This window comes from uncultured Paraglaciecola sp., assembly GCF_913058035.1.
Lineage (GTDB): Bacteria > Pseudomonadota > Gammaproteobacteria > Enterobacterales > Alteromonadaceae > Paraglaciecola.
The window spans coordinates 1-23741 of record NZ_CAJXPA010000015.1 but is presented as its reverse complement, the minus strand read 5'-3'; the positions used below and the strand labels follow the sequence as shown (position 1 = coordinate 23741).

The window sequence follows — 23741 nt, the reverse complement described above, 5'->3', positions numbered from 1 at the left end:
AACTTGCTAAAGATCAATAATATTAACTGCATTTAAAATACTAAATTTGTAATGTCCATTAACAGAAATATGAGGTAAATATCGTTCCAACTTCACAAAAGAAAAATCCATATTTTAAGTGGAGAGTGAAACACATTAAATGGTCGCTTGGGCAAGGCATCTTAGGCGAGGTGTCTATTTGCATATGCCCCAGGGTTAAAAGAAGGGGGCTCTAAGTCAAAAATGGCCACGTTGCTGTCGGCGCCTGACATAAATCGCTTTAAAACCTGTGGGAGACGGAAACCTGGGGCACAGCACTCCTTCGTAACGCCAATTCAGAATGTGGTCGACATTCAGTTAATAACGGTTTCATCTTTGACAGCAGGGATGCAGAAAGAATAGCGATGCAAGGTGCAATTGCTGAGAATTGGAGCATCCCATTCGTTCTGAAACACAAATATTGGAGGGGCTTGGCTTCAACATTTTAGACTTGCCTCTTCTCCATGTAAGCGATATATCAAAAAGCCGCTTAAAAGCGGCTTTAGGTTCAGATTATGTTTTTCTATTAATTGGTTAAATCATCAAAGAACTTTTTCACACCATCAAAAAATCCACTTTCTTTGGGGCGGTTTCTAGCCACGTCTTTACCTGTACCCATAGAGTCTTCTAATTCATCTAGTATTTCTTTTTGACGAGTATTCAGATTGACTGGTGTTTCGATGACAACTTTACAAATTAAATCACCAACACTTCCACTACGTACTGACTTAACACCTTTATTGCGCAAACGGAACATTTTTCCTGTTTGTGTTTCAGCTGTCACTTTCAACTTAACTTTACCTTCTAAAGTCGGCACTTCAATCTCACCGCCTAACGCTGCACGAGTGAAACTTAAGGGCACTTCGCAATACAAATTATTACCTTCACGAGTAAATATCTTGTGATCACGAACATGCACCTGAACGTACAAATCACCAGCTGGGGCACCAGCTTCACCAGCTTCACCTTCGCCTGATAAACGAATTCTATCACCCGTATCAACACCTGCTGGGACTTTAACTGATAAGGTTTTAGTTTTCTCTACGCGGCCTTGTCCGTTACAAGGTTTACAAGGATCAGATATAATTTTACCTCTACCCGAACAAGATGGACAGGTTTGCTGCACGGCGAAGAAACCTTGACGCATCTGTACTTGACCTTGTCCATGGCAAGTGGGACAAGTAGTCGGGCTAGAGCCTTTTTTCGCACCAGAACCATCACAGCTATCGCAGCCAACAAGTGTCGGCACACGAATTTCGACACTTTTACCTTTTACTGCTTCCTCAAGAGAAAGCTCTAAGTTGTAACGCAGATCCGAGCCCTGACGCGCTCGGGATTGACGACCGCCGCCGCCACGTCCACCACCAAAAATGTCGCCAAATACATCACCAAAAATGTCTCCAAAGTCACCACCTTGGCCACCACCGCCACCTCGATTAGGATCAACACCAGCATGACCATATTGATCATAGGCTGAGCGTTTTTGCGGATCAGTCAACATTTCGTGTGCTTCTTGCACTTCTTTGAATTTTTCTTCCAACGCTTTATCACCCTGTGTTCTATCTGGGTGATATTTCATCGCTAAGCGCTTATAAGCCTTTTTTATCTCGCGTTCGGTGGCGCTTTTGTCCACATCCAACACTTCATAATAATCTCGCTTCGACATCTCGATTCGGTATCCTGCGGTCTTTAGTAAAAAATTCTAGAACAACCAGTTTTGCTTATTCTTTTTGTAATTTCTTAAACAAACAAGGCGCAATCAGAATTAACTGTTGCGCCAAGTAAGACTAACTCGTTCATAAGTTAGCCATCTAAGTTGAAAAAACTACTTCTTTTCGTCTTCTTTCACTTCTTCAAATTCAGCATCAACCACATCATCATCTGGTGATTTTGCGCCTGCATCAGTCTGTCCACCAGCATCAGCGGCTTCAGCAGCAGCTTTTGCTTGCGCAACTTCCATCAGTTTGGCCGATGCTTGGATAAGTTCTTGAGTCTTTGTGTCAATCGCTTCTTTATCGCCGGCTTTCACTGCTTCTTCAAGGGCGACTACAGCGGCTTCAATCTCAGCCTTATCTTCCTCACCCAATGCGTCGCCAGCTTCTTCAACTTGCTTTCGTGTAGAGTGGATCATGCCATCAGCTTGGTTGCGTGCTTGAACAAGCTCTTCAAATTTAGCATCCGCTTCTTTGTTTGCTTCAGCATCTTGAACCATTTGTTCGACTTCTTCTTCACTCAAACCTGAAGATGCTTTGATGGTGATTTTTTGTTCTTTACCCGTATCTTTGTCTTTCGCAGACACATGTAGTATGCCATCCGCGTCAATATCAAATGTCACTTCGATTTGAGGTGCACCACGCTGTGCCGCACGAATACCCTCTAGATTAAATTGACCTAAAGATTTATTGCCCGAAGCTTGCTTACGCTCGCCTTGAAGACAATGAATGGTTACCGCAGCTTGGTTATCTTCAGCTGTAGAGAATGTCTGTGATTTCTTAGTAGGTACTGTGGTATTTTTCTCTATTAGAGCAGTCATTACACCACCCATAGTTTCGATACCTAATGACAATGGAGTTACGTCTAGCAACAATACATCTTTCACATCACCAGATAATACGCCACCTTGAATCGCTGCACCTACTGCTACTGCTTCATCCGCGTTAACGTCTTTACGAGGCTCTTTACCAAAGAATTCAGTTACATACTTCTGAACCATAGGCATACGTGTTTGACCACCTACCAAGATAATGTCATTAATATCACCTACTGATAGGTCAGCATCAGCTAAAGCTTGTTTTAGTGGCTCTAGCGTTGCTTTTACCATGTCTTCAACAAGCGATTCTAGCTTTGCACGAGTCAACTTGATTGTAAGGTGCTTAGGACCAGATGCATCAGCTGTGATATATGGCAAGTTGACTTCAGTCTGTTGTGCTGAAGATAATTCAATCTTGGCTTTTTCACCGGCTTCTTTAAGACGTTGCATGGCTAATGGGTCTTTACGAAGGTCCATACCTGAATCTTTCTTAAATTCTTCGACTAGGTAGTTGATAACTTTGTTATCGAAATCTTCACCGCCTAAGTGGGTGTCACCATTAGTGGCGAGTACTTCAAACGTATGCTCACCATCAGCTTCGTCAATTTCGATAATGGATATATCGAACGTACCACCACCTAAGTCATAAACAGCAACAACGCTGTCGCCTTTTTTCTTATCCATACCGTAAGCAAGTGCAGCAGCTGTTGGCTCATTAATAATACGCTTAACTTCAAGTCCGGCAATACGGCCTGCATCTTTAGTAGCTTGACGCTGAGAATCGTTAAAGTAAGCAGGTACTGTAATAACAGCGGCTGTTACCTCTTCGCCTAAATAATCTTCAGCTGTCTTTTTCATTTTTTTCAGAACTTCAGCAGAAATCTGTGGCGGAGCCATTTTTTCGCCTTTCGCTTCAACCCATGCATCGCCATTGTCAGCTTTGGCAATTTTGAAAGGCATGATGTCGATATCACGCTGTACTTCTTTATCTTCCCAGCGACGACCAATTAGACGCTTAATAGCGAATAACGTGTTTTGTGGGTTAGTTACAGCTTGGCGTTTGGCCGGCTGACCAACTAAAATTTCACCATCTTGAGTGTAAGCAATAATGGAAGGAGTAGTACGATCTCCTTCTGCATTTTCTAAAACCTTTGCTACGCCACCGTCTAGCACTGCCACACATGAATTAGTTGTACCTAAATCAATTCCAATGATTCTACCCATTAGTTAATCTCCAAAAATTGTTCTTAAAAGCTTGTACACTTTGTGGGGTTATTATTATTTTTTTCAATATCATGGTTAAAAAAACCTTCACAAAACTGCAATTATTTTTGCCTATTCGTCACTTCAAAATGAGGAGTAACTAGGCTTGAGTATCTACTGCGCTTTCCGGTGCTCTTGTTACCAACACCATGGCTGGGCGTAACAAACGACCATTTATCTCATATCCTTTTTGCATCACGGCCATGACTGTATTAGCTGGCAGCTCTGCGTTTTCTTGCATCGACATTGCTTGATGCTTCTCCGGGTTGAAAGGCTGACCTTGAGGGTCGATCACTGTCATACCAAATTTTTCAATCGTGCTAAAAAAAGACTTAAGCGTCATTTCAACACCATCAAAAATAGGTTTAATGGCTTCGTCTTCTGGATTAGCCACTTGTAATGCACGTTCTAAATTATCAGCGACAGGCAATAACTCACCAGCGAACTTTTCTAAAGCAAATTTACGGGCTTTGTCAATTTCGCCTTGAGCACGTTTACGGGCATTATCTGCGTCTGCAATGGCGCGCATCACTGAATCTTTTTGCTCAACCAACTTAGTTTCAGCTGCAATGACGGCAACTTCTAATTCAACAATGCGTTGTTGGTCTTCAGTTAGTTCAATAACATCTTGCTCTTCGTTTTGTTGTTCGGCGTCTATTCCAGCTTCTACTTCTTCATCGTGCTGGGGGGGTTGTTCATTTGTCATGCTCAGCTCCGTATACTCTTTATTAGGCAAATTTTTAGCAAATTTTTAACTGCCACTGATAATGGGGTTATATTTATAAGCTTCAAGGGCTGAGAATTGATGTTTTTTTTGATTTATCCGGAATAATGACTAAATAATTGTCATCAAGCTATGCAACATATTTGACTAATTAGATTTAATCCATTGAATTTTATGATTATTTTATCAAAATAACACCTAAACCGTAGATATTTTAAGCGCTGATTATTTGTTACCTGATAGCTCTGTCCGCTTTGGAGATTTGAACCAAAAATAATACAAAGGCTAGGTGCACTTCTCTTCATACACAGTTTAACCTTGAGGATACGCTAAAACTTTTCTTGGTTTTTTTGATACTTCAACACAAACAAATCAATTTGAACGGCATCTGTGACCTCGCATCTAGACGTAATATTAGTGTTTCAATCTGTTTGTCAAATGTTGCGTAGCATCCATTTAGTATGTTGTCGGAAGTAAGTATGTTTATTGGCCAACTTTATCAATTTATAGTTTGAAAAATCGTAATGATTTACAACCTTGATTACATTGCTGCGTTTCATTAATGACATATTTTATATAACGTTAAACTAGATTCGATCAATAAAATTGTAGATTTTTAAGCAAGTATAAATAAAGGTTTGAGCGTTAATTTGAAGGGTGTTGTGAGTGTTTATGTGGCGATCATAATAATAATTTTTTGCTATTTTATTTGGCACATGCATCAAACCCCAGTGGCAAACATCTTAGTTTAATATTAACGTTCGCCTTCGTCACTGCGGCCAAACTATTAGCGTTGCTAATTATAGGTTTAATCGTATGTTATGTTAGATGGAGTATTAGACATACATATCATAACCGATACACGAGCATTAACAGCACTGCGCAAAATGTTACAAAGGTTAGCAATAGGTGACAAAAGGTAGTAGATAATAAAAATTTCCTTTTGGGTGGTATAAACAAAATAGAAGAAGTTCGAAAATATACAAATAATGTACATTTAATGTACATTTAATGTACATTAAATGTACAACTATCGTACACTTAACGAACAGCAATGTCATTTTCAGACCTATTAAATGGCTGTTTTGAGACGATTTGTGTAAGAACTCGTTTGAAAACCATTAGTAAGTTAACCATATGACACTTTTTTTAGGCTACGCACTTGTGTAAAAATGGATGTTTAAAACATCCGCAAAATGCTAGAAACAAAAAGTTGATTAAGCCAATTTTTACATCAAACCACTTGCACATTAAATGTAAAAAAGTTCTGTCTGGAAAGAACACAATCCAGCAGCTTATTTATGTATATATTACATTGAACAATAATGTCTACTTTGGTTGCTATCTGCGCACTCCATGGCATACTCCACGCCGAATTGATTGGGCTTATAAAAAAGCGCATTTTTGAGTTACACTTACAACTAATTTGGAGTCGTTTATGTTGTTTAACGGTAATCTAGTCACCGAATCAGCCGTCCGTCAAAAAATCCGCGATTTTTATCGAATTGACGAAGATGCTGCTGTTGAACATATTCTGCCAGATGCAGAAGTTAATATGCGTGCCCGCAGCCGTGCTTGGGACAGAGCACGTAAAATGGTGTTGCAGATCCGTAATGATCAAGAAGGCAACGGTGTGGTTGAGGCATTGCTTAACGAATACTCATTATCTTCAGCTGAAGGTGTAGTTTTGATGTGTCTAGCAGAAGCCTTGTTACGAGTTCCTGACAAGCGTACTCAAGACAAGTTAATTAGCGACAAATTATCAAAAGGCCAATGGAGCTCGCATCTTGGTAACAGCGATTCATTATTTGTTAACGCTTCGTCATGGGGCTTGTTGCTCACAGGCGGCCTAGTCAATTATGCTAATCAAAAAAATAAATTTGGGATCCTGAAAAAAACGTTGGGTAAGGTTGGCGAGCCTGTTATTCGTAAAGCAATGAACATCGCCATGAAGGTTATGGGTCAGCAGTTTGTAATGGGTGAAACCATCGAAGATGCGGTGCAACGAGCAGAAGAAAAAGAGCGCAAAGGTTATGTTTATTCTTACGACATGCTTGGTGAAGGGGCCAGAACTCAAAAAGATGCAGACGACTATTTTACTGCTTACGCGCAAGCTATAAAAGTAATAGGCGAAGCAGCGAAAGGGAGAGGCCCGAGAAAAAGTCCTGGGATATCAGTTAAATTATCAGCCATTCACCCGCGATATGAATTTACCCATAGAGAAAGGGTCATGGCAGAGATCCCTCCCAAACTCAAACAGTTATGTTTGCTTGCCAGACAATATGACATAGGGCTGACAGTTGATGCTGAAGAATCAGAGCGTCTGGATATATCATTAGATATTATTGAACAAGTATTTAGTGATCCCGATTTAGATGGCTGGGACGGATTTGGTATGGCCGTGCAAGCTTATCAAAAACGTGCAATGTACGTGATCGATTGGTTACGCGAGTTAACTGAAACTGTTGGCCGCAAACTAATGGTGCGACTAGTCAAAGGCGCATATTGGGATACTGAAATAAAAAATGCTCAAAAAGATGGCCTTGAGCACTTCACTGTTTTTACTCGTAAATCATCTACCGATGTATCGTATCATGCTTGTGCGAACCGTTTACTTGACTATCGTGATACTATTTATCCTCAGTTTGCGACTCATAATGCCTACACCGCGGCAGTCATTGTAGAGTTAGCTGGTGATGACAAAGATGGTTTTGAGTTTCAATGCCTGCATGGTATGGGCGATAGTTTGTATGAACAAATTGTTACATTAGAAAATATCCAATGCCGTATTTACGCGCCTGTTGGGGAACATGAAGAATTATTAGCATATTTAGTTAGGCGCTTACTTGAAAACGGGGCAAATTCATCTTTTGTCAATGCTATTGTTGATGAGTCTAGGCCTGTCGAATCTTTACTTGAAGATCCCGTCGAAAAAACACAGCGCTTGAAACATAAATATAATGATCAGATCCAGAAGCCAATTAGTTTGTATGGCGCAGAAAGAGACAACTCCAGAGGTCTTGATATTACCGACATCAATCACATAACACCGCTAAAAGCGGCGATAGATAGTTGGTTTGAAGAACATTTATTGACTGAAGATCAAGTACCCGAAGGTTGTCATGCGGTGCGTAACCCTGCCAATGTTGATGAAATTATCGGCTTTCATAAATTCGATACACAACAACAGATGGCAGAAAAGTTAACAACTGCACATAATGCTTTTGCCAGCTGGTCACAAACACCTATGACTGAACGAGCAAATTTGTTGCGAAGAACAGCAGATATTCTTGAGCGCCATACGGATGAACTTATTGCCCTGTGTATTAAAGAAGCAGGAAAAGTGACATCTGACGGAGTAGACGAAGTTCGTGAAGCAGTCGATTTTTGTCGTTACTATGCCGCCAGAGCCGAAGAACTATCAAAAGATAACAGATTAGCACCTCGTGGTGTGGTCCTGTGTATCAGCCCGTGGAATTTTCCTTTAGCCATATTCTTAGGGCAAGTAGCGGCTGCGATTGTCACCGGGAATACGGTCATAGCCAAACCTGCAGAGCAAACCAGTCTAATTGCTTTGCGCGCTTTGCAATTGATGGAGTATGTAGGTTTACCTGTTGGTGTCGTGCAGTCTGTTATTGCTGCTGGACCTGATGTGGGTGAAGTTTTGCTACCCGATGAACGCATTAAAGCAGTTATGTTCACTGGTTCTACTGTTACTGGTAACGTCATTGCTAACGCCTTAGCACAACGAGGTGGTGAACAAGTTCCCTTGATTGCTGAAACAGGTGGCCAAAACTGTATGATTGTTGACTCGACTGCCTTGCCTGAACAAGTAGTTGATGATGTTATTGGTTCTGGTTTCCAAAGTGCCGGGCAACGCTGTTCAGCACTTCGAGTATTATTTTTACAAGAAGAAATAGCAGATAGCGTAACCGAGATGCTGATTGGAGCCCTCAACGAGCTCAGTGTTGGAGATCCTGCCTTTTTGTCCACTGATATTGGCCCTGTTATTGACCAAAAAGCCTTGGCTAATTTGCAAGCCCATGCTGATGATATGCAAAATAATGGAATATTGTTGCATGAGTGCAAAGTACCAGCTAATAACGGTACATTTTTTGCTCCTAAACTTTATCAAATTGCAGATATTTCAGTATTAAAACGTGAAGTATTTGGACCTTGTGTTCATATTGTTCGATTTAAAGCAGATGATCTTGAAAAAACAGTACAACAGATTAATGCTACAGGTTTTGGTTTGACTATGGGTATTCATACTCGAATTGATGCAAGAGCCATGGAGTTAGTTAAATTATCTCGTGCCGGAAACGTGTATGTAAACCGAAATATGATAGGTGCCGTAGTCGGTGTTCAGCCTTTTGGAGGTCGCGGACTTTCCGGAACCGGTCCTAAAGCAGGTGGACCCAATTATTTAACACGTTTGATGCTTGAAAAATCAACGCCACGGGCGGTTAGTGATTTATTGCCTAGCACAGATAAAGCTCTGGAAAGTAATAATCAAGCGATACAACAGGCAACACAGTTTATGAAAATTGCTTGTGCGACTGAGCACGAGTGGCGCTTAACGGATTTAAATAATCGCTTATCTTCGGTTCGTCAGTTACTCGCAACTATTGCCAAAGTGGATATAGTTGAAGAGCTGGCTGATGATTTAAACTCTACTTTAGCAGCGGCACGTTCGCAGTTGATCAGTATTGAAAGACGTCTGAAAAAACCTAAGATTTTGCCAGGTCCAACGGGTGAGTCCAATGTGTTATATTTGGAACCTAGGGGTGTTTTGGTGTGTTTCGCTGATAAAGATGTGACATTCGAGTACTGGATATTGTCTATTGTAACGGCTCTAGCTACAGGTAACGTTGTTATATCAGTAGTTTCTGAGTTGTTTTACGCAGAAGCGATAGAGTTTCGTGAACAGTTTATCGCCACTGGCGCACCTGAAGGTGTATTCCAAGTTGCTAAACTACATCACCTAGAAGCGTTATTAGCCGAAGATGCCCTAGCGGGTGTGGTAATAGACAGTGAGAGTGGTCGCTCTAGCGATATGGTGCAAATGCTTGCCAAACGAACCGGAGCCATACTACCGGTAATTACTGCTGAATATTATGACCATTTGATCCAGCGTCTACTGACAGAAAAAACGGTTAGTATAGACACTACTGCATCTGGCGGTAATACATCACTTATGACTCTGGTAGAAGAAGAAGAAGACGAGTAATACCTTGGCAATAAGTATTGCGCCAATTAATCTTCTTTAATACCATCAAAAAAACCAGCTCTTTTGCTGGTTTTTTGGTTTCTAGCGCCTAATACAATATTAACGTGATGGGTAAATATTTAGCGAGACATTGAAACAAATAAATATTTTTGATACCAAGTCTATTGAAATAGGTGTTTAGATCTTCAGTTCCTCTCCAGATTAGCGAGGTTCAGTGGCAATGGTCTAGAGTGCTATAACTCATGCAATCGATTAACATACTTATATTCATTAATGTCTAAATTTTTAATCAATACTTACCTGTTTTTTTGGCCTTTAAGTACGAGTTAATTTTGGCATAACATAACCTTACAGAGACATAAATTAAGAGGTCAAATACAGCACAAACCTGCGACAAAAAAATCAGGTTGAGTGTATGTTTACATCAACATCTAACACTTCTCTCACTTTATTTTTCAGTGCCTGCATCGAAAACGGTTTCTGTAAAAAATTAGCACCTCCATCGATATTGGCTTCTTTTCCCAATACGTCCTGTGGGTAGCCAGACATAAACAATACTTTCAAATTAGGACAAATTGTTTGTAATTTAATAGCCAAATCCATGCCATTGATCTCCGGCATGATAACATCGGTCATCAATAAATCAATATCACATAAATTTTCCCGAAACAGCTCTTCAGCAAGTTTACCGCTACTAGCCGCTAATACTGTGTAGCCGCTATTTTCTAACATAGCGGTTTCTATTTCGAGTAACATCTGTTCATCTTCAACCAGTAGTATTCTTTCCGTAGCCTGATAACGACGCGTTTCAGTTATTTCCTGTTTGGTATCCTCGACAGCTTTGACTCTATTAAAATAAATATTAAACGTAGTTCCATGTCTAGGTTCACTAAAAACGTTAATATACCCAGCGTTCATCTTGACCGCACCTAGCGTAAAAGACAAGCCTAGGCCAGTGCCTGCCCCAGGAGCTTTGGTTGTATAGAACGGCTCAAAAATATGGGTTTTTGTTGCGTCGTTCATACCACAACCATCGTCGCATACGGAAAGGATGACATAATCCCCTGGTGGAATTTCGTAAGCTTCAGTGTTGTTATAATTCTCAGTTAGGCTACAGTTCTTTACACTAATTGAGATACTCCCCGTACCAGTAATTGCATCTCGAGCATTGATACACAAGTTAGCCAGAACCTGATCGATTTGAGTTGGGTCGACTTTGACAGGCCATAAATCCACCGCCGGCTCCCAAGACACTTTAATACTAGCGCCAATCAATCGTTTGAGCATATCCATCATGGCTGACACTGATTTATTTAGATTCAACACTTTAGGTTCAATAGTTTGTTTTCGAGCAAAGGTTAGTAGTTGCCGTGTAAGTTTGGCAGAGTACTCAGCAGCTTTTGTAATCGCCTCTATATTCTTTATCAGAGGGTTATTGGGCTCCAGCTTATTTATGACTAATTCAGCCTGACCAAGTATGACACCCAACATGTTATTGAAATCGTGAGAAATACCACCGGCTAAATTACCAATTGCTTCTATTTTTTGGGACTGATGCAATTGTTCAGTCAGACTAAGTTGTTTGGCTTCCTCAGTTTTCTGGTTGGTGATATCTTCAATGATAGAAATAAAATAATCAGGTTCGTTATTGATATCTCTTACCAGACTTATTGTTACTCTGACCCAAACAATATCACCCGACCCTTTATAATAGCGTTTTTTACTTGTGTGACTGCCGATCTCATTGTTGATTATCTGATTAACAGCGGTTTGAAACATCGGTAAGTCATCTGGGTATGTTAATTCTTGACAACATTTAGATAAAAGTGACTGTTGTGGATATCCCAAAATAGCGCATAATTTTTGGTTAACCTCCAACCAGGCTCCATCCAGACCTAAACGAGCAACTCCCATGGCTGCTTGCTCAAAAATACTTCTAAATTTGTTTTCACTTTCTAGTAACTCTGCTTCTGCTTTTTTGTTGCTTGAAATATCCGTTACAGTTATCCAAAATTCGCTAGCCTTCATGGCCACCACTTGCAGCAGCCCCCAGAAGATAGTGCCATCAGCTCCCAATAAACGCATCTCAAAATTCTGTGGAGCGTCCAATTCAAAACATGTTTTGAGGTTTATATAGAAAGCTTTCAGGTCTTCTTTCAACAATATTTTACTGATAGGCGCTTTGATCAGTTTATTTCGACTCACGCCCATCATTGATGCAGCGAACAAGTTACATTCCTTTATTAACCGTTGGTCATCAAGAGTTAAATAACCGATCGGTGCCAAATCATACAAATCAAAGTAGCGGGCCTGCGAAACATCAAATTGCTGCTGCGCGCTTCGTAGTTCTTCGTTTTGTATTTCTAACTGGATCTGATGCACCAATAATTCATGCATCAGTTGTTTTGACTCAAAAGAGGAACTCGTTACAAGCTCTTCCTCTAAGCTGGCGCTAAGTAAACTTTCGGCACGTTCACGTAATTCCTTATCAGTTTGAGTTAAATTTCTATTCATACCTTAAGTTTCCGTGCTTGTTTTGTATTAACTTGTATTGATTTGGCTTGTTATGTCGTTCAGTCGTTGCGATGGCGTACACCTTTTTAGCCTGATTGATCAGCCCTGCAGCCATTAGCCAAACGTTAATAACTGGCTCATTTTTAGTCAGACGTTTTATCTGGTACGTATCCAGAATTTCTTTTTGACTCAACTGCTTGATACGGCTTAGCTCGATTGCTTGCAAATCTTCAGGAACCAGTTTGGTAATGCTCAGTGTTAATGCCTTTAATTCACTCCAATCATACCGTTTTTTTGCCGTGGCATTCCATACCATAATATTTCCATCCAAATATTGTAATAGAATGGCATCATTAGCATCACGCACCACTGTTGCCAATCGTAATTCATCGTTGGCTTTATTGAGTGATAACTCGGCCTGCTTGCGATCTGTGATATGAATAAAGTTGATCACTGCACCCTTAATCTGATTTTCAGTGTGATGATAAGGCAGCATTCGCAACATCTGATAACTGCCATCTATCGTTTGTACTTCGACCTTTTGAGGTATGAGGCTACGTCATATAAGCTAATTATTTTGTGCCAGTTGATAATAAACACTCAAAGTTGATGTAAAGTACATCAAAGGACGGTCAATGTCCGCATTAATCAAGCTGATAATTTTAGTTAGGCTGGGTGTAAAGTGTGGGATATTTAGCTTTATACCCACGATATATTGCAGCAATACCGGTTTCAACGACCAAGTTATTCATGTCATTATTGTGATTAGTTGACTCTAGAGCTTTGTTTTGCAACTCAGCGTTGGTAGTTGCCAGCTCTTCTTTCGAGGTCTCTAGCTTTTCATTAGTTGACTGCAACTCTTCCATGATTACCTGTAATTCATTGTTTATGTACTCGAGCTCTTCATTAGCTGCTAATCGTTTTTCGCTAGCACTTTGAATAAAACTATTAATAGAGATAAATCCTATGGAGCTACCCCTTGTAATGGTCAAGTAATCTTGTAGAAACTTTAAGCCGCATTGAGTAAAGTTTATTTTTTTAGTGCTGGCGCTATGTTTCCAATGGCCGAGTTGACCCTTTTATTGTTGTAATATCGAATGTAATCGTCAACGGCTGACACAACCGCTTGATGATTAATAAATAACAATGCGTTTAAATATTCGCTCTTTAGACTTCTAAAAAATCGTTTTTGAACCGCATTATCCAAACAATTACCTCGTCGACTCATTCTTTGTGTGATGCCATGCAATAATAGGGTCTCTTTGAACAGATTAGCATTATATTGAATGCCTTGGTCTGAATGAAACATTAACCTAGTCGTATCTGTTAGTTGAGCTTTCAACGCCTCTATCAAGGCTTTCCGAGCTAATCGCGCGTCTGGCGTTTGTAACAGCGCGTAGCCAATTATCTCCCGAGTACCGAGGTCAAGTCGTGTGGCAAGATAACTCCAGCCATGATGATTGCGAACGTAGGTGATACCACCTACCCAGTGCGTGTTGGCGTGCAACAGATTAAATTACCCTTTTTAATAGGTTTGGTATATCCGGCTTTTGCTTACCTGACGGATAATGGTGTAGTTTTTTTAAGGGTTTTAGCGACGATATTCGCCTCTTTCATGAGTCGTGATATTTTGAAAACACCCAGCTCGACTCCGTCGTCTGCGAGGATAACTTTCATTCGCCTTCCACCATAAACCTTAAGGTTATCATGGTGTATTGTTTTTAGTTGTTGGCGATAAATAACGTCATTTTGATTATCGACTGGTGGGTAGTAATAGCTTGATACGGGGACGTTAAACAATTGATATACATGGGTAATATTCAAGTTTTGTTCCGCCTCTCTCATTCGTTTAATCACTTTAATGCAGATCTGTCGCGAATGAAAAAGACAGTTACCTTTTTTAATAAAACGACATCCCTTTTTGAAACAGCTAGTTATTTTTCTAGCACTTGAATGCGGCGCTTATCAGAGTCCAATACCACTTTAGCTGTGCTCACCTCTCCTTGCTTCTCTGCGAGATACTGTTTTTTCCAACGGGATACGTCTGTCGTAATGGCCCCAGTCAAATCTATTACTTGGTGGTTCGAATATTGTCCTTCTATTATGGGTTTGGCATATCCTAAACGTTGACTTGGAGTAACAGTTTTGTGAACCTTTCGAGTACTATCGGTCATTTATCTTGTCTTATTTTGATGATAAATAAGCTACCAAGTCCTACAGGTTTATTAAACCATTTCAAAGACAAAAATATGTGGTCACGCTGTTTAGCGATAGTTTGAGCAGTTTATAGATTTTCTGAACTCGTGAGTCTGAACAGTAAGACATCCGATTTATTTCAGTTCAAATGAATACAAAGAAACAGAAAGGCCCTACAAAAATTATTTATGTGAATTAAAAAAATAACTGGCCAAAAAAAAGCTACTTGTGGAGTAGCTTCTTAGTATTTAGAATTGGTCTATTAACGGCGTTAATATATCAATATGATTTAACCAACTTTCTTCATCCAACCTGCACACCAACCTTTTGAAGCTACCACTTTACCTGGGAAAAACGCACATGGACGCCACTCTTTTCCTTCTTCGCCTTGTATATGTTGGCAATTTTCACAATTTTGGCCTTCAACCTCTGAGTCATGTACATACTTAAGAGCAAGGGCTGTTGGATCGTCAAGTTTTACTTGTTCTTGTGCATTAGCGCGCAATGCTACCCCACCCAAAGTCAACCCGATAATAGATGTACCTGATAATTTTAAAAAGTCACGACGATTAACGTTATTCATAATTGGTATCCTAATTTGTAGACGAAAATAAAAATGATTCTCTTTTAGGTTATCCCTGAAACGCAAAAACTCGCCATTATGGCGAGTTTTTAGGGAAACGATATTGTTAGTTCATTATCTTGTACTGATATAAAAAAAATCAGATCACTAGAAATGCTAAAAATATACACATTACTATACCATTAAAATATTAAAAGTAATTAACTATCATATTCTGTTGTTTAATCTGGTTGGGATTAAGCATAAAACCAGAACAATCGCATTATTTGGCTATTTTGGTGACAACTATTATTCACCCTCTATATAGAGATTATTCTGGCAATATCTGATTAGATATAAATAGTAGAAAACAGCTTTTAAGAGATATATATCCAATATAATGTTGATCATCAATTAATGTTCTTGCCATCTGGTATGGTGATCGCGCTATAATACTGTACGTACATACAGTATTACGAGATATAATGAATATTATACCCATCAAAGCTCAAGCTGGCATAACTGGCTTCGAGTCGCCCGCATCAGAATATCAAACTTTACCCATGTCTCTTGATGAAATACTGATTGACCACCCGACAGCAACATTTGTAGGACTTGCCGTAGGAGACAGTATGACCAGCCACGGTATATTTGATGGTGATGTGTTAATTGTTGATAGAGCCGCGACGCAGGCTAATATGGATATTATCGTTGCTACGCTAAATGGTGTATTTATGTGTAAACTTTATGACCGTAAAAAGCAGTGTTTATTGTCAGGCAGCGACATTTACAAATCTTACCAACTACAAGATGGTGATGAATTTTTAGAAGAAGGGATTGTTATTCGCTCAGTTAGGAATCACCGTCAATCGGCAAAGATGGCAAGATGTTTGCGTTAATCGATGTAAATAGCATGTATGCCTCATGTGAGAAAATTTTTGATCCCCTTGCTCGGCGAACTGGCGTTATTGTGTTGAGTAATAATGATGGTTGTGTGGTTGCCATGTGTAGGTTGGCAAAAGCCAAACTAGGGAATGTAAAATTTCAACCTTATTTCAAGATCAGTAAACAAGTTGAAGCTTCAGGTGTGACCGTCCGTAGTTCTAATTATGAGTTATATTCAGATTTATCTGCATCAATAATGGATATATTAAGTCGATACTCACCTGAACAACATATTTATTCAATAGATGAATCTTTTCTTCGTTTTCAAACCCAACCTAAAGAAAATTGGTGGCACCTAGGAAAGGAAATAAGGCGGGTAATATGGCAAGAAGTTAGGTTACCCGTGTGCGTGGGTTTGGGCCCTACCGCCACATTGGCCAAGGCGGGTAACCATTACGCTAAAAGAAACAGAAGTACAGGCGGTGTCAGTGTTGTTGATAAACAAAATATCATGACGGTGTTACAGGGAATGGCGGTCGAAGATGTGTGGGGGATCGGTACTCGCTTAGGTAAAAAATTAAGATTGATGTCAATTGATAACGCATGGAAGCTTTCTCAACAGCCCGCCAAATCAATGCGCCAACAATTTTCGGTGAATATTGAGCGCACAGTTAGGGAGCTACGAGGCGAGTCGTGTTTAACATGGGATGAAGTCAGAAGCCCAAAACAACAGATATTTTCTACTCGGGCATTCGGGGAAAAAGTCAGTGATTATGCATCTCTAGAGCAAAGTTTAGTGATGCACGGTGAAAAAGTGGCCAAAAAAGCACGTAAACAAGGCAGTTTGATAAAAATGATAGTGGCATTTGCTCACTCTAGTCCATTCGCAGACGGCCAGATTTATCGGCGAAATATTCATCATGGTTTTTTTGATGCTACTGCTGATAGCCGAGACCTCGCCATTGCAGCTAGCGAAGCGGCAAAACAAATATTTCGTCCTGGTGTACTATTTCATAAATCAGGTGTAGGCGCGATAGAGCTATTAGATAGCGCTATGTACCAGCAAGATATGTTTTCAATACAAAGACGTGATCCGCGTGTTATGGATACACTAGACACCATTAACCAACGTTTTGGTCCCGACTCTATATCATTAGCAGCAAAAGGCATTCAAGGAAAATGGCAAATGCGTAGAGCCATGAAATCACCTAACTATACGTCTTCCTGGTTAGATATGGTGAAGATAAACTGCAATAACATTATTACAAAGTGAAACAACTAAAGCACACTACAACCCAAAGACTTGAAGACTTGAATTAATCAATGCTGTGTTTTTATTTATCCAGATTCTGTATTAAGTGCCAAAAAGCAATTTTAACGTCAATAAAGTCCCTCCCCCGCAAATGTGCCATATTAATCACGTTGTGAAATTGCATATAACTAAATCAAAAAAAATGAGCATCGCTAATACTCTAAATGTAGGTATATAATGCCATTCTTGAGTGTTATTTAAAGATCAATAGGAGCAAACGTAATGAGCATCGTCACACTACTTGATGGGGGTATGGGGCAAGAGTTACTGCGCAGAAGCTCTCGAAAAGTAACACCTATGTGGTCTGCCGATATTATGCTGAATGAGCCAATACTAGTAAGAGATTTACATCGCGAATTTATCGAAAGTGGTGCCCGAGTCATAACACTTAATACTTATACTGCAACACCACAGCGGCTAAAAAGAGAGAATGAACTCGGTCAATTAACCAACCTTCATCAACAGGCCATGAGAGCCGCGCAAGAAGCAATTGAATTAACGCAGCGCAATGATGTGTTAATAGCAGGCTGCCTGCCACCATTGGTGGCTAGTTATCATCCAGATGTATCGTTATCGTTCGAAGACTCGCTTGCAAACTATCGTCGCCTTGTTACATTGCAATCGCCCGCAAGTGATTTGTTTATATGCGAAACAATGTCATCTATTACCGAAGCAAGTGCGGCCTGCACTGCTGCAATTGAAAGTGGCAAACCTGTTTGGGTCGCATTAACGGTCAGTGACGAGCATCCAAGACAATTGCGTAGTGGCGAGTTGTTAGAAGACGCCTTGCTGGTACTTGACTCATTTAATGTTCAAGCAATATTGTTAAACTGTAGTCAGCCCGAAGCCATCAGCGCTTGTTGGTCGCTATTAAACACCAATCAGCGTAAGACTGGCGCCTATGCCAATGGGTTTGTATCAGTAGATTCTCTATACCCAGGGGACACTGTCGAAGAACTTGAAATGCGTCAAGACATGAGCCCCCAACAGTATGCAGAACATGCTATGAGTTGGGTGAGAAACGGAGCATCAATCATTGGAGGTTGCTGCGAAATTGGACCACTACACATCAAGGCTATATATAGTGCATTATGCAGCGAAGGATATATTTAGAAATAGCTACTCAAATTGGTAGTTCCAATAAACAACCTATCCGGCAGCACTGTCTTTTGAGATAACAGCATTTACTATCTGGATGCTGTTATTTAACCACTATCTACTAGAAACAATTCACTACACCACAAGTTATCTGACAGCTAACCGTTAATTAGTACTTAAAACTGCTGCGCAGACATGTAAACTAATAAGGCGTGCAATAAGTACTATTAGTGTTAACACTTACCTTAAACATAGGGCTGATGACTAGCCCGTAATCTTGAGTTGCACAAATACATATGGACCTTATTTTTTTTGACCTAGATGGCACTCTATTAAATGATGTATCTGAAATATCACCTTTCACCAAAGATACACTTATTTTGTTGAGCGAAAAAAACATCGCCTACACCGTAGCGACAGGGCGCACGATGCTCTCAGCTCAGCGTATTTTAGAAGGTCATGTTTTTGACTTGCCTCAAATCTATAATAATGGGGTGACGACATGGGATCCTAAAATCCAACAACTCACCCTTGAAAACTTACTCAATCACGCTGAAATTTCAACTATTGTTGATGTGGCCGTTAAACAGGGGATCGCGCCTTTTGTTAACACTATCGATAATGCGCAGCATCATTTTATGTTTCACACTGAAACCCGTCACGATGTGGAAAAAGAACTGATCCTTAAGTACTTTTCTAGTAGTAAGGCAACACTTTTACCTCTAGAAGCGTTACCTATTGATAGTCAAGTGACCAATATTAGTATGATTGGTGCTGCGGATACTATTAACGAAATGTGGTTAGAGCTCAATACATATGAGAATCTTATCGCTTACTCTGGTCCTGCTTTAGAAGGGAAACAATTTAGGTGGATGGATGTTCATCATTGCCTCGCGAATAAGGGAACAGCAGTGACCCATTTAAAAAACAAATTGGGAGCAAGTAATGTTATTTGTTTTGGCGATAGTGATAACGATTTAAGTATGTTTGCGTTGGCAAATGAGAGTTATGCCCCAGAAAATGCCAAAGCGGTGATTAAAAAAGCTGCTAATGCTGTAATTGGGCATAATCACAAAGACGGCATAGCCCATTTTTTACGTGAGCGTTTCTCGTTATAATTGATTTTGTTAATTTGCCAAAATTAAGTTAACTCAGCTCTAATAAGACAAGTTAATAGTCAAGTTTTAGAGCAGAATATTTAAGATTGGCCATGATATGATTTTTAGATGCTAAATGTAGATGCTAAATGTAAGTGCTATACGTTCAAGTATAGCTGAGTTATTGGGGTTTCATCTTGATGAAAACCTCAATTTCGGAGCATTTTTGTTTGCTCAATAGAACAATCTAGTTGCAGTGAAATTGACCCTACCTCTAATTGACTATTTATTCTACTAGTAATAATGTCAGATTCATCCTCTCTCGTAAACTGCGAATGACAGGCATAAAAGGGTATGAATGAATGAGCAGAATAAAAAACGAAGTAGACATACTCATCATTGGTGCTGGCATCTCAGGTATCGGCGCCGCCTATCATGTGCAGAAGCATTGCCCAAATAAATCATATGCTATTATTGAAGCTCGAAACGAAATAGGCGGCACTTGGGATCTATTTCGATATCCTGGGGTCCGTTCTGATTCAGACATGTTTACTTTTGGCTTTAACTTCAAACCTTGGCGCTCACCAAAAGCAATTTCTCCTGGCGAAGATATCAAGGCTTATATCTGTGAAGCCGCAGCTGAAAATAGTATCAACAAGCACATTTTATTCGAACACAAAGTGATTTCGAGCAACTGGGATAGCTCAAGCGCAAAATGGCACACAGAGGTCCAAAATATACAAACAGGTGAGTATTGCCAATATGTGAGTCAGTTCTTTTTTTCTGGTGCGGGTTATTACAACTACGATGAAGGTTATACCCCAAACTTTAAAGGTGTTGATAGTTTTGTAGGTGACATAGTTCATCCACAATTTTGGCCGCAAGACTTAGATTACGCAGGTAAAAATGTAATTGTGATCGGAAGCGGTGCTACAGCCGTCACTCTCGTACCTGCCATGGCGATGACTGCAGAGCATGTCACTATGTTGCAGCGCTCTCCCACTTACATTGGGTCTATACCTGAACAAGATAAGTTTGCTAATGTGATACGCCGCTATCTGCCAGCTAAACTTGCTTACAGCCTTAGCCGCTGGAGAAAAATACTATTAGGTATGTTCATGTATAGCATGTCTAGACGACGGCCTGAGTTTGTTAAAAACATCATACGAGAAGGTATCATTAATGTGCTGGGAAAAGATTACCCAGTAGATAAACACTTTAAACCTAATTACCAGCCTTGGGACCAACGGGCGTGTTTAGTACCTGACGGTGATTTATTTAATGCTATCAAAAATGGTTCGGCCAGTGTAGTCACAGATCAGATTGATACTTTCACGCCAACAGGGGTTAAGTTACAGTCAGGAAAAGAGCTGAGCAGCGATATTATCATAACGGCTACCGGACTTAACTTAGACATACTCGGCTCTTATCGGCTAAGTGTTGATGACAAACCATTTAATCCCGCCGACAGTTACTGTTACAAAGGCATGATGTTGAGCGGTTTACCTAACTTTGCGTTTTCGATGGGTTACACCAATGCGTCTTGGACCTTGAAGTCAGATTTGGTTGGGCAGTATGTTTGCCGCTTGATTAACCACATGGACAAACATCAGTATCACTATTGCCAGCCTGTTTTACCCTCCGGTGGTATTGAGGCAGAACCTTTCATTAATTTCACCTCTAGTTATATCACCAGAGCATTACATAAAATGCCCAAACAGGGCCGCGATAAACCATGGAAACTTAACCAAAATTATATACTTGACCGGATGAGTCTAAACCACAGATCGTTGGAAGATGAAAGTATCGTATTTGCTTCGATCACAGCTAATAATCACAACTAGATAGACAGCTACAATTAATTGATTAATAACAAAACGTAAAAACATAATTATTTGTAAGTAAAGCCGATAGACAAATACAAAATGTGACAAAGTAGCCCTAAAATGTTTAATACAGATTTACACTTACAGCATGCTGTAGACTAGCAGTGAGTGGGTCATGATTATAACACACTAGGATGTTGGCACTGACAGTGTCGTCACTACTAGAATCATCAGAGGTTTCGGTGACAAATGAGCACTGCCTGCCACGTATTCTTCGCCAGTTATACTTGTTCCATGTAGGCCGCCAAACCACTAATTGTCAATACTGTGCCGATATGCACTCGAATTCAGTAATTCATAGTTATTTTACGTAACCAGTCTATTAAATGCTTCGACGGTAATATGCTCGTTTCGTTAATAGTAATTAGCATTAAAGTCAGCTCCCCTAAATTAGACGAAAATATGGTTGACCGCGAAGATAGTAGTACATTTTGGAGTGATAGATATCGCAAAGGTGTCTGATATAACAACTGGCCCAGCTCATGTTTATTGGATTACTTATCCCAATTCAGCATCAATGTAAGCTGAAACAACAATAAAACTCAGTTCATCTGTGTAGCATATGTGATTTATGCTTTAATGTCCTACCCAGATTATATGATAACGTGATGTCAATCTTCTGAAGAATTAACGAAGCGAGAAACACCGAAACCTAAGCGCTAGTGATTGATGGAAGATGAGCTGCAAAATACAGTTTCAGCTCAGAATTAGTCATGCTTTAAATATCAGCATTTTTAACCTCCTCTAAATCCCCCATCATGGGTCTAAAATACAACACTTTTAATACTTAAAAAAAGATGCTTAAAATTTAGGTATTTAAAAGTAAAAACGCAATAAACGACACAAATAGACAGTAGCGATAATCAATACTGTTAAAAATCTAGGCGCTTATTACACAATTTAAATCAAAACAACTACAAAAACACTCAAAATAGTTGGCTTTATTTTTGCCTCGAAATGATGTTATTAAAACTTATCTCTATGTTGCATTAACTCCTGCAGATAAATTCCCCCTTTAATACCGTCCATCGCTGCATCTATGTAATCGGCAATTTTTTCAATATCAGGGATAGTATCTCGACATGCCATTAAGCCAAAATCGATAGCGTCACAATAACTCACCACAGTAATATTTAATGATTGGCCATCGATTAACACAGATAAAGGATAAGTAGCTTGTAACTTTGCCTGACCAAAATATAAAGGTTGTCTAGGGCCGGGAACGTTAGATATGGTCACGTTTGCAGCAGGTGGTAATAAGTTAGTCATATTTAGCTGATTCATTACTGCAACCAAGCCTTGGGCTATAACGGCAAAACTAGTGGCAGCATCCGCAGAAACCGAACCCAATTCTTCTTTCGCATCTTGTGTTGAAGCACCTATTTTGGCTAATCGAGTCATAGTATCGGCTTCATCTGTGGCTAAATTAGCAGTAACATAGGTAATTTGGTTACCTGTACGATTCATCTGCCTTACAGAAACGGGGACCGAAGCGATTAATGACTTTTTAGGTAATGCATCTTTTTCCTGCATATATTTACGTAAGGCACCAGAACACAACGCGAGTACCATGTCATTCACTGTGGCATTGGCTTGTTTGCCTATGGCCTTGAGTTCAGATAAAGAAAGTGATTTCACTGCAAATCGACGAGCACCAGTAATAGGCACATTAAAAATAGATTTTGGTGCAGTAAAAGGTACTGGAGAAGTATTTTTGCTGATCCCCGAGGCTTTAAGGCCTTGTCCCAAAAACATTTTTGACAGGTCTTGAACCATACCCGCCCTATCCTTGACCTGTGCTACCCAGTTAGCTGTCTTTTCACTTAAACTTATTGAACTTTGAGTCCCAGATTTTGTGTATTTTCTCATGCCAGCCCAAGGGGCACGCACTTCATCTTGACCAGACAGACTGAAACATTCTTCCATTAATTCGATACCGCCCATACCATCAATAGCGGCGTGATGCATTTTCATATAAAGGGCAAATTTGTTGCCTTCTAACCCTTCGATTAAATGAAACTCCCACAATGGACGTTCTCTGTCTAGCAGGCGACTATGAAGACGTGAAGCTAGTTCCAACAAGTCAGTCATTTTACCGGGTTTAGGTAATGCTGAATGGCGAACGTGGTAATGGATGTCAAAATGTTCATCCGTGATCCAACTCGGCAAATTGCTGCTGCTTATGTGGCTTAATTTTTGGTTAAAAGGCGGGCCAGCAGGCTGTGATTCTAACTTTTCCATCAAATCCCGTGGAAAGTTACCTTTATACCCTTTAGGTATTTCAAAGATAGCCAAACTGGCAACATTAACAGGTGTAGTTTGCTTTTCTAAAGACAGAAAAGCGAGATCGAGCGCGCTTAATTTATTTGACACTGAAACAACCTAAAAAAATCCGTTACGTAAACTATACAATGAAATTTCAATAC

General features: G+C 39.9%; 17 protein-coding genes. 6 read left to right on the top strand and 11 right to left on the bottom strand.

The features are described 5' to 3' along the window. Positions 1-544 precede the first annotated feature (544 nt). From dnaJ to grpE, 3 genes are all read right to left on the bottom strand, one after another. Positions 545-1684, bottom strand: a complete 1140-nt coding sequence (gene dnaJ, locus QZ562_RS03705; protein WP_293757037.1) for a molecular chaperone DnaJ — start codon at positions 1682-1684, stop codon at positions 545-547. 159 nt (positions 1685-1843) lie between these two features. Continuing rightward, a complete protein-coding gene (gene dnaK / locus QZ562_RS03700; RefSeq protein ID WP_293757035.1) occupies positions 1844-3772 on the bottom strand; it encodes a molecular chaperone DnaK in 1929 nt (642 codons plus the stop codon). A gap of 139 nt (positions 3773-3911) precedes the next feature. Further along, the gene (grpE, locus tag QZ562_RS03695; RefSeq protein WP_293757033.1) at positions 3912-4517 is read right to left on the bottom strand and encodes a nucleotide exchange factor GrpE; all 606 of its coding nucleotides are present in this window, start codon (positions 4515-4517) and stop codon (positions 3912-3914) included. A gap of 1456 nt (positions 4518-5973) precedes the next feature. Between grpE and putA the strand changes: the two genes are divergently transcribed. Beyond that, positions 5974-9765, top strand: coding sequence for a bifunctional proline dehydrogenase/L-glutamate gamma-semialdehyde dehydrogenase PutA (putA, locus tag QZ562_RS03690; RefSeq protein WP_293757031.1), 3792 nt, complete (start codon positions 5974-5976; stop codon positions 9763-9765). Between the two features lie 402 nt (positions 9766-10167). Here the strand turns inward: putA and QZ562_RS03685 are convergent, their stop codons facing one another. From QZ562_RS03685 to QZ562_RS03655, 7 genes are all read right to left on the bottom strand, one after another. Continuing rightward, complete coding sequence (locus tag QZ562_RS03685) at positions 10168-12279, bottom strand: PAS domain-containing sensor histidine kinase (protein WP_293757029.1); 2112 nt, start codon at positions 12277-12279, stop codon at positions 10168-10170. Next, on the bottom strand, positions 12272-12784 hold the full coding sequence (locus tag QZ562_RS03680) for a PAS domain S-box protein (RefSeq protein ID WP_293757027.1): 513 nt from the start codon (positions 12782-12784) through the stop codon (positions 12272-12274). Before QZ562_RS03680 ends, QZ562_RS03685 begins: the two co-directional genes overlap by 8 nt. A 157-nt stretch (positions 12785-12941) precedes the next feature. Continuing rightward, on the bottom strand, positions 12942-13271 hold the full coding sequence (locus tag QZ562_RS03675; protein WP_293757025.1) for a hypothetical protein: 330 nt from the start codon (positions 13269-13271) through the stop codon (positions 12942-12944). Positions 13272-13309: 38 nt separating this feature from the next. Beyond that, positions 13310-13786, bottom strand: coding sequence for a DDE-type integrase/transposase/recombinase (locus QZ562_RS03670; RefSeq protein ID WP_293757023.1), 477 nt, complete (start codon positions 13784-13786; stop codon positions 13310-13312). A 47-nt stretch (positions 13787-13833) separates the two neighbouring features. Continuing rightward, a complete protein-coding gene (locus QZ562_RS03665) occupies positions 13834-14103 on the bottom strand; it encodes an IS3 family transposase (RefSeq protein ID WP_293757021.1) in 270 nt (89 codons plus the stop codon). Between the two features lie 110 nt (positions 14104-14213). Then, positions 14214-14453 carry a hypothetical protein gene (locus tag QZ562_RS03660; protein ID WP_293757019.1) on the bottom strand — a complete coding sequence of 80 codons (240 nt, stop codon included), beginning with the start codon at positions 14451-14453 and terminating at the stop codon, positions 14214-14216. Positions 14454-14764: 311 nt separating this feature from the next. Beyond that, positions 14765-15058 (bottom strand): high-potential iron-sulfur protein, encoded by a 294-nt coding sequence (locus QZ562_RS03655; RefSeq protein ID WP_293757017.1) that lies wholly within the window; start codon positions 15056-15058, stop codon positions 14765-14767. Between the two features lie 464 nt (positions 15059-15522). Between QZ562_RS03655 and QZ562_RS03650 the strand changes: the two genes are divergently transcribed. The 5 genes from QZ562_RS03650 (at position 15523) to QZ562_RS03630 (ending at position 21273) form a co-directional block, all read left to right on the top strand. After that, the gene (locus QZ562_RS03650; RefSeq protein ID WP_293757015.1) at positions 15523-15936 is read left to right on the top strand and encodes a S24 family peptidase; all 414 of its coding nucleotides are present in this window, start codon (positions 15523-15525) and stop codon (positions 15934-15936) included. Then, complete coding sequence (locus QZ562_RS03645) at positions 15924-17195, top strand: Y-family DNA polymerase (RefSeq protein ID WP_293757013.1); 1272 nt, start codon at positions 15924-15926, stop codon at positions 17193-17195. The genes QZ562_RS03650 and QZ562_RS03645 overlap by 13 nt, the downstream gene beginning before the upstream one ends. A gap of 261 nt (positions 17196-17456) precedes the next feature. Beyond that, the gene (locus tag QZ562_RS03640; protein WP_293757011.1) at positions 17457-18347 is read left to right on the top strand and encodes a homocysteine S-methyltransferase family protein; all 891 of its coding nucleotides are present in this window, start codon (positions 17457-17459) and stop codon (positions 18345-18347) included. A 281-nt stretch (positions 18348-18628) separates the two neighbouring features. Beyond that, positions 18629-19450: an HAD-IIB family hydrolase gene (locus QZ562_RS03635; protein WP_293757009.1), complete on the top strand. Its 822-nt coding sequence runs from the start codon at positions 18629-18631 to the stop codon at positions 19448-19450. A gap of 341 nt (positions 19451-19791) precedes the next feature. Further along, the gene (locus QZ562_RS03630) at positions 19792-21273 is read left to right on the top strand and encodes an NAD(P)/FAD-dependent oxidoreductase (RefSeq protein WP_293757007.1); all 1482 of its coding nucleotides are present in this window, start codon (positions 19792-19794) and stop codon (positions 21271-21273) included. Between the two features lie 1008 nt (positions 21274-22281). Here QZ562_RS03630 and QZ562_RS03625 read toward each other — a convergent pair. Further along, positions 22282-23688 carry a wax ester/triacylglycerol synthase family O-acyltransferase gene (locus QZ562_RS03625; protein WP_293757005.1) on the bottom strand — a complete coding sequence of 469 codons (1407 nt, stop codon included), beginning with the start codon at positions 23686-23688 and terminating at the stop codon, positions 22282-22284. Between the last annotated feature and the right edge of the window lie 53 nt (positions 23689-23741).

What these genes read in the sequence shown, in the direction of transcription:
- dnaJ (WP_293757037.1), bottom strand. Translation starts at nt 1,684, where the DNA reads ATGTCGAAGCGAGATTATTATGAAGTGTTGGATGTGGACAAAAGCGCC.
- dnaK (WP_293757035.1), bottom strand. Translation starts at nt 3,772, where the DNA reads ATGGGTAGAATCATTGGAATTGATTTAGGTACAACTAATTCATGTGTG.
- grpE (WP_293757033.1), bottom strand. Translation starts at nt 4,517, where the DNA reads ATGACAAATGAACAACCCCCCCAGCACGATGAAGAAGTAGAAGCTGGA.
- putA (WP_293757031.1), top strand. Translation starts at nt 5,974, where the DNA reads ATGTTGTTTAACGGTAATCTAGTCACCGAATCAGCCGTCCGTCAAAAA.
- QZ562_RS03685 (WP_293757029.1), bottom strand. Translation starts at nt 12,279, where the DNA reads ATGAATAGAAATTTAACTCAAACTGATAAGGAATTACGTGAACGTGCC.
- QZ562_RS03680 (WP_293757027.1), bottom strand. Translation starts at nt 12,784, where the DNA reads ATGTTGCGAATGCTGCCTTATCATCACACTGAAAATCAGATTAAGGGT.
- QZ562_RS03660 (WP_293757019.1), bottom strand. Translation starts at nt 14,453, where the DNA reads ATGACCGATAGTACTCGAAAGGTTCACAAAACTGTTACTCCAAGTCAA.
- QZ562_RS03655 (WP_293757017.1), bottom strand. Translation starts at nt 15,058, where the DNA reads ATGAATAACGTTAATCGTCGTGACTTTTTAAAATTATCAGGTACATCT.
- QZ562_RS03650 (WP_293757015.1), top strand. Translation starts at nt 15,523, where the DNA reads ATGAATATTATACCCATCAAAGCTCAAGCTGGCATAACTGGCTTCGAG.
- QZ562_RS03645 (WP_293757013.1), top strand. Translation starts at nt 15,924, where the DNA reads ATGTTTGCGTTAATCGATGTAAATAGCATGTATGCCTCATGTGAGAAA.
- QZ562_RS03640 (WP_293757011.1), top strand. Translation starts at nt 17,457, where the DNA reads ATGAGCATCGTCACACTACTTGATGGGGGTATGGGGCAAGAGTTACTG.
- QZ562_RS03635 (WP_293757009.1), top strand. Translation starts at nt 18,629, where the DNA reads ATGGACCTTATTTTTTTTGACCTAGATGGCACTCTATTAAATGATGTA.
- QZ562_RS03630 (WP_293757007.1), top strand. Translation starts at nt 19,792, where the DNA reads ATGAGCAGAATAAAAAACGAAGTAGACATACTCATCATTGGTGCTGGC.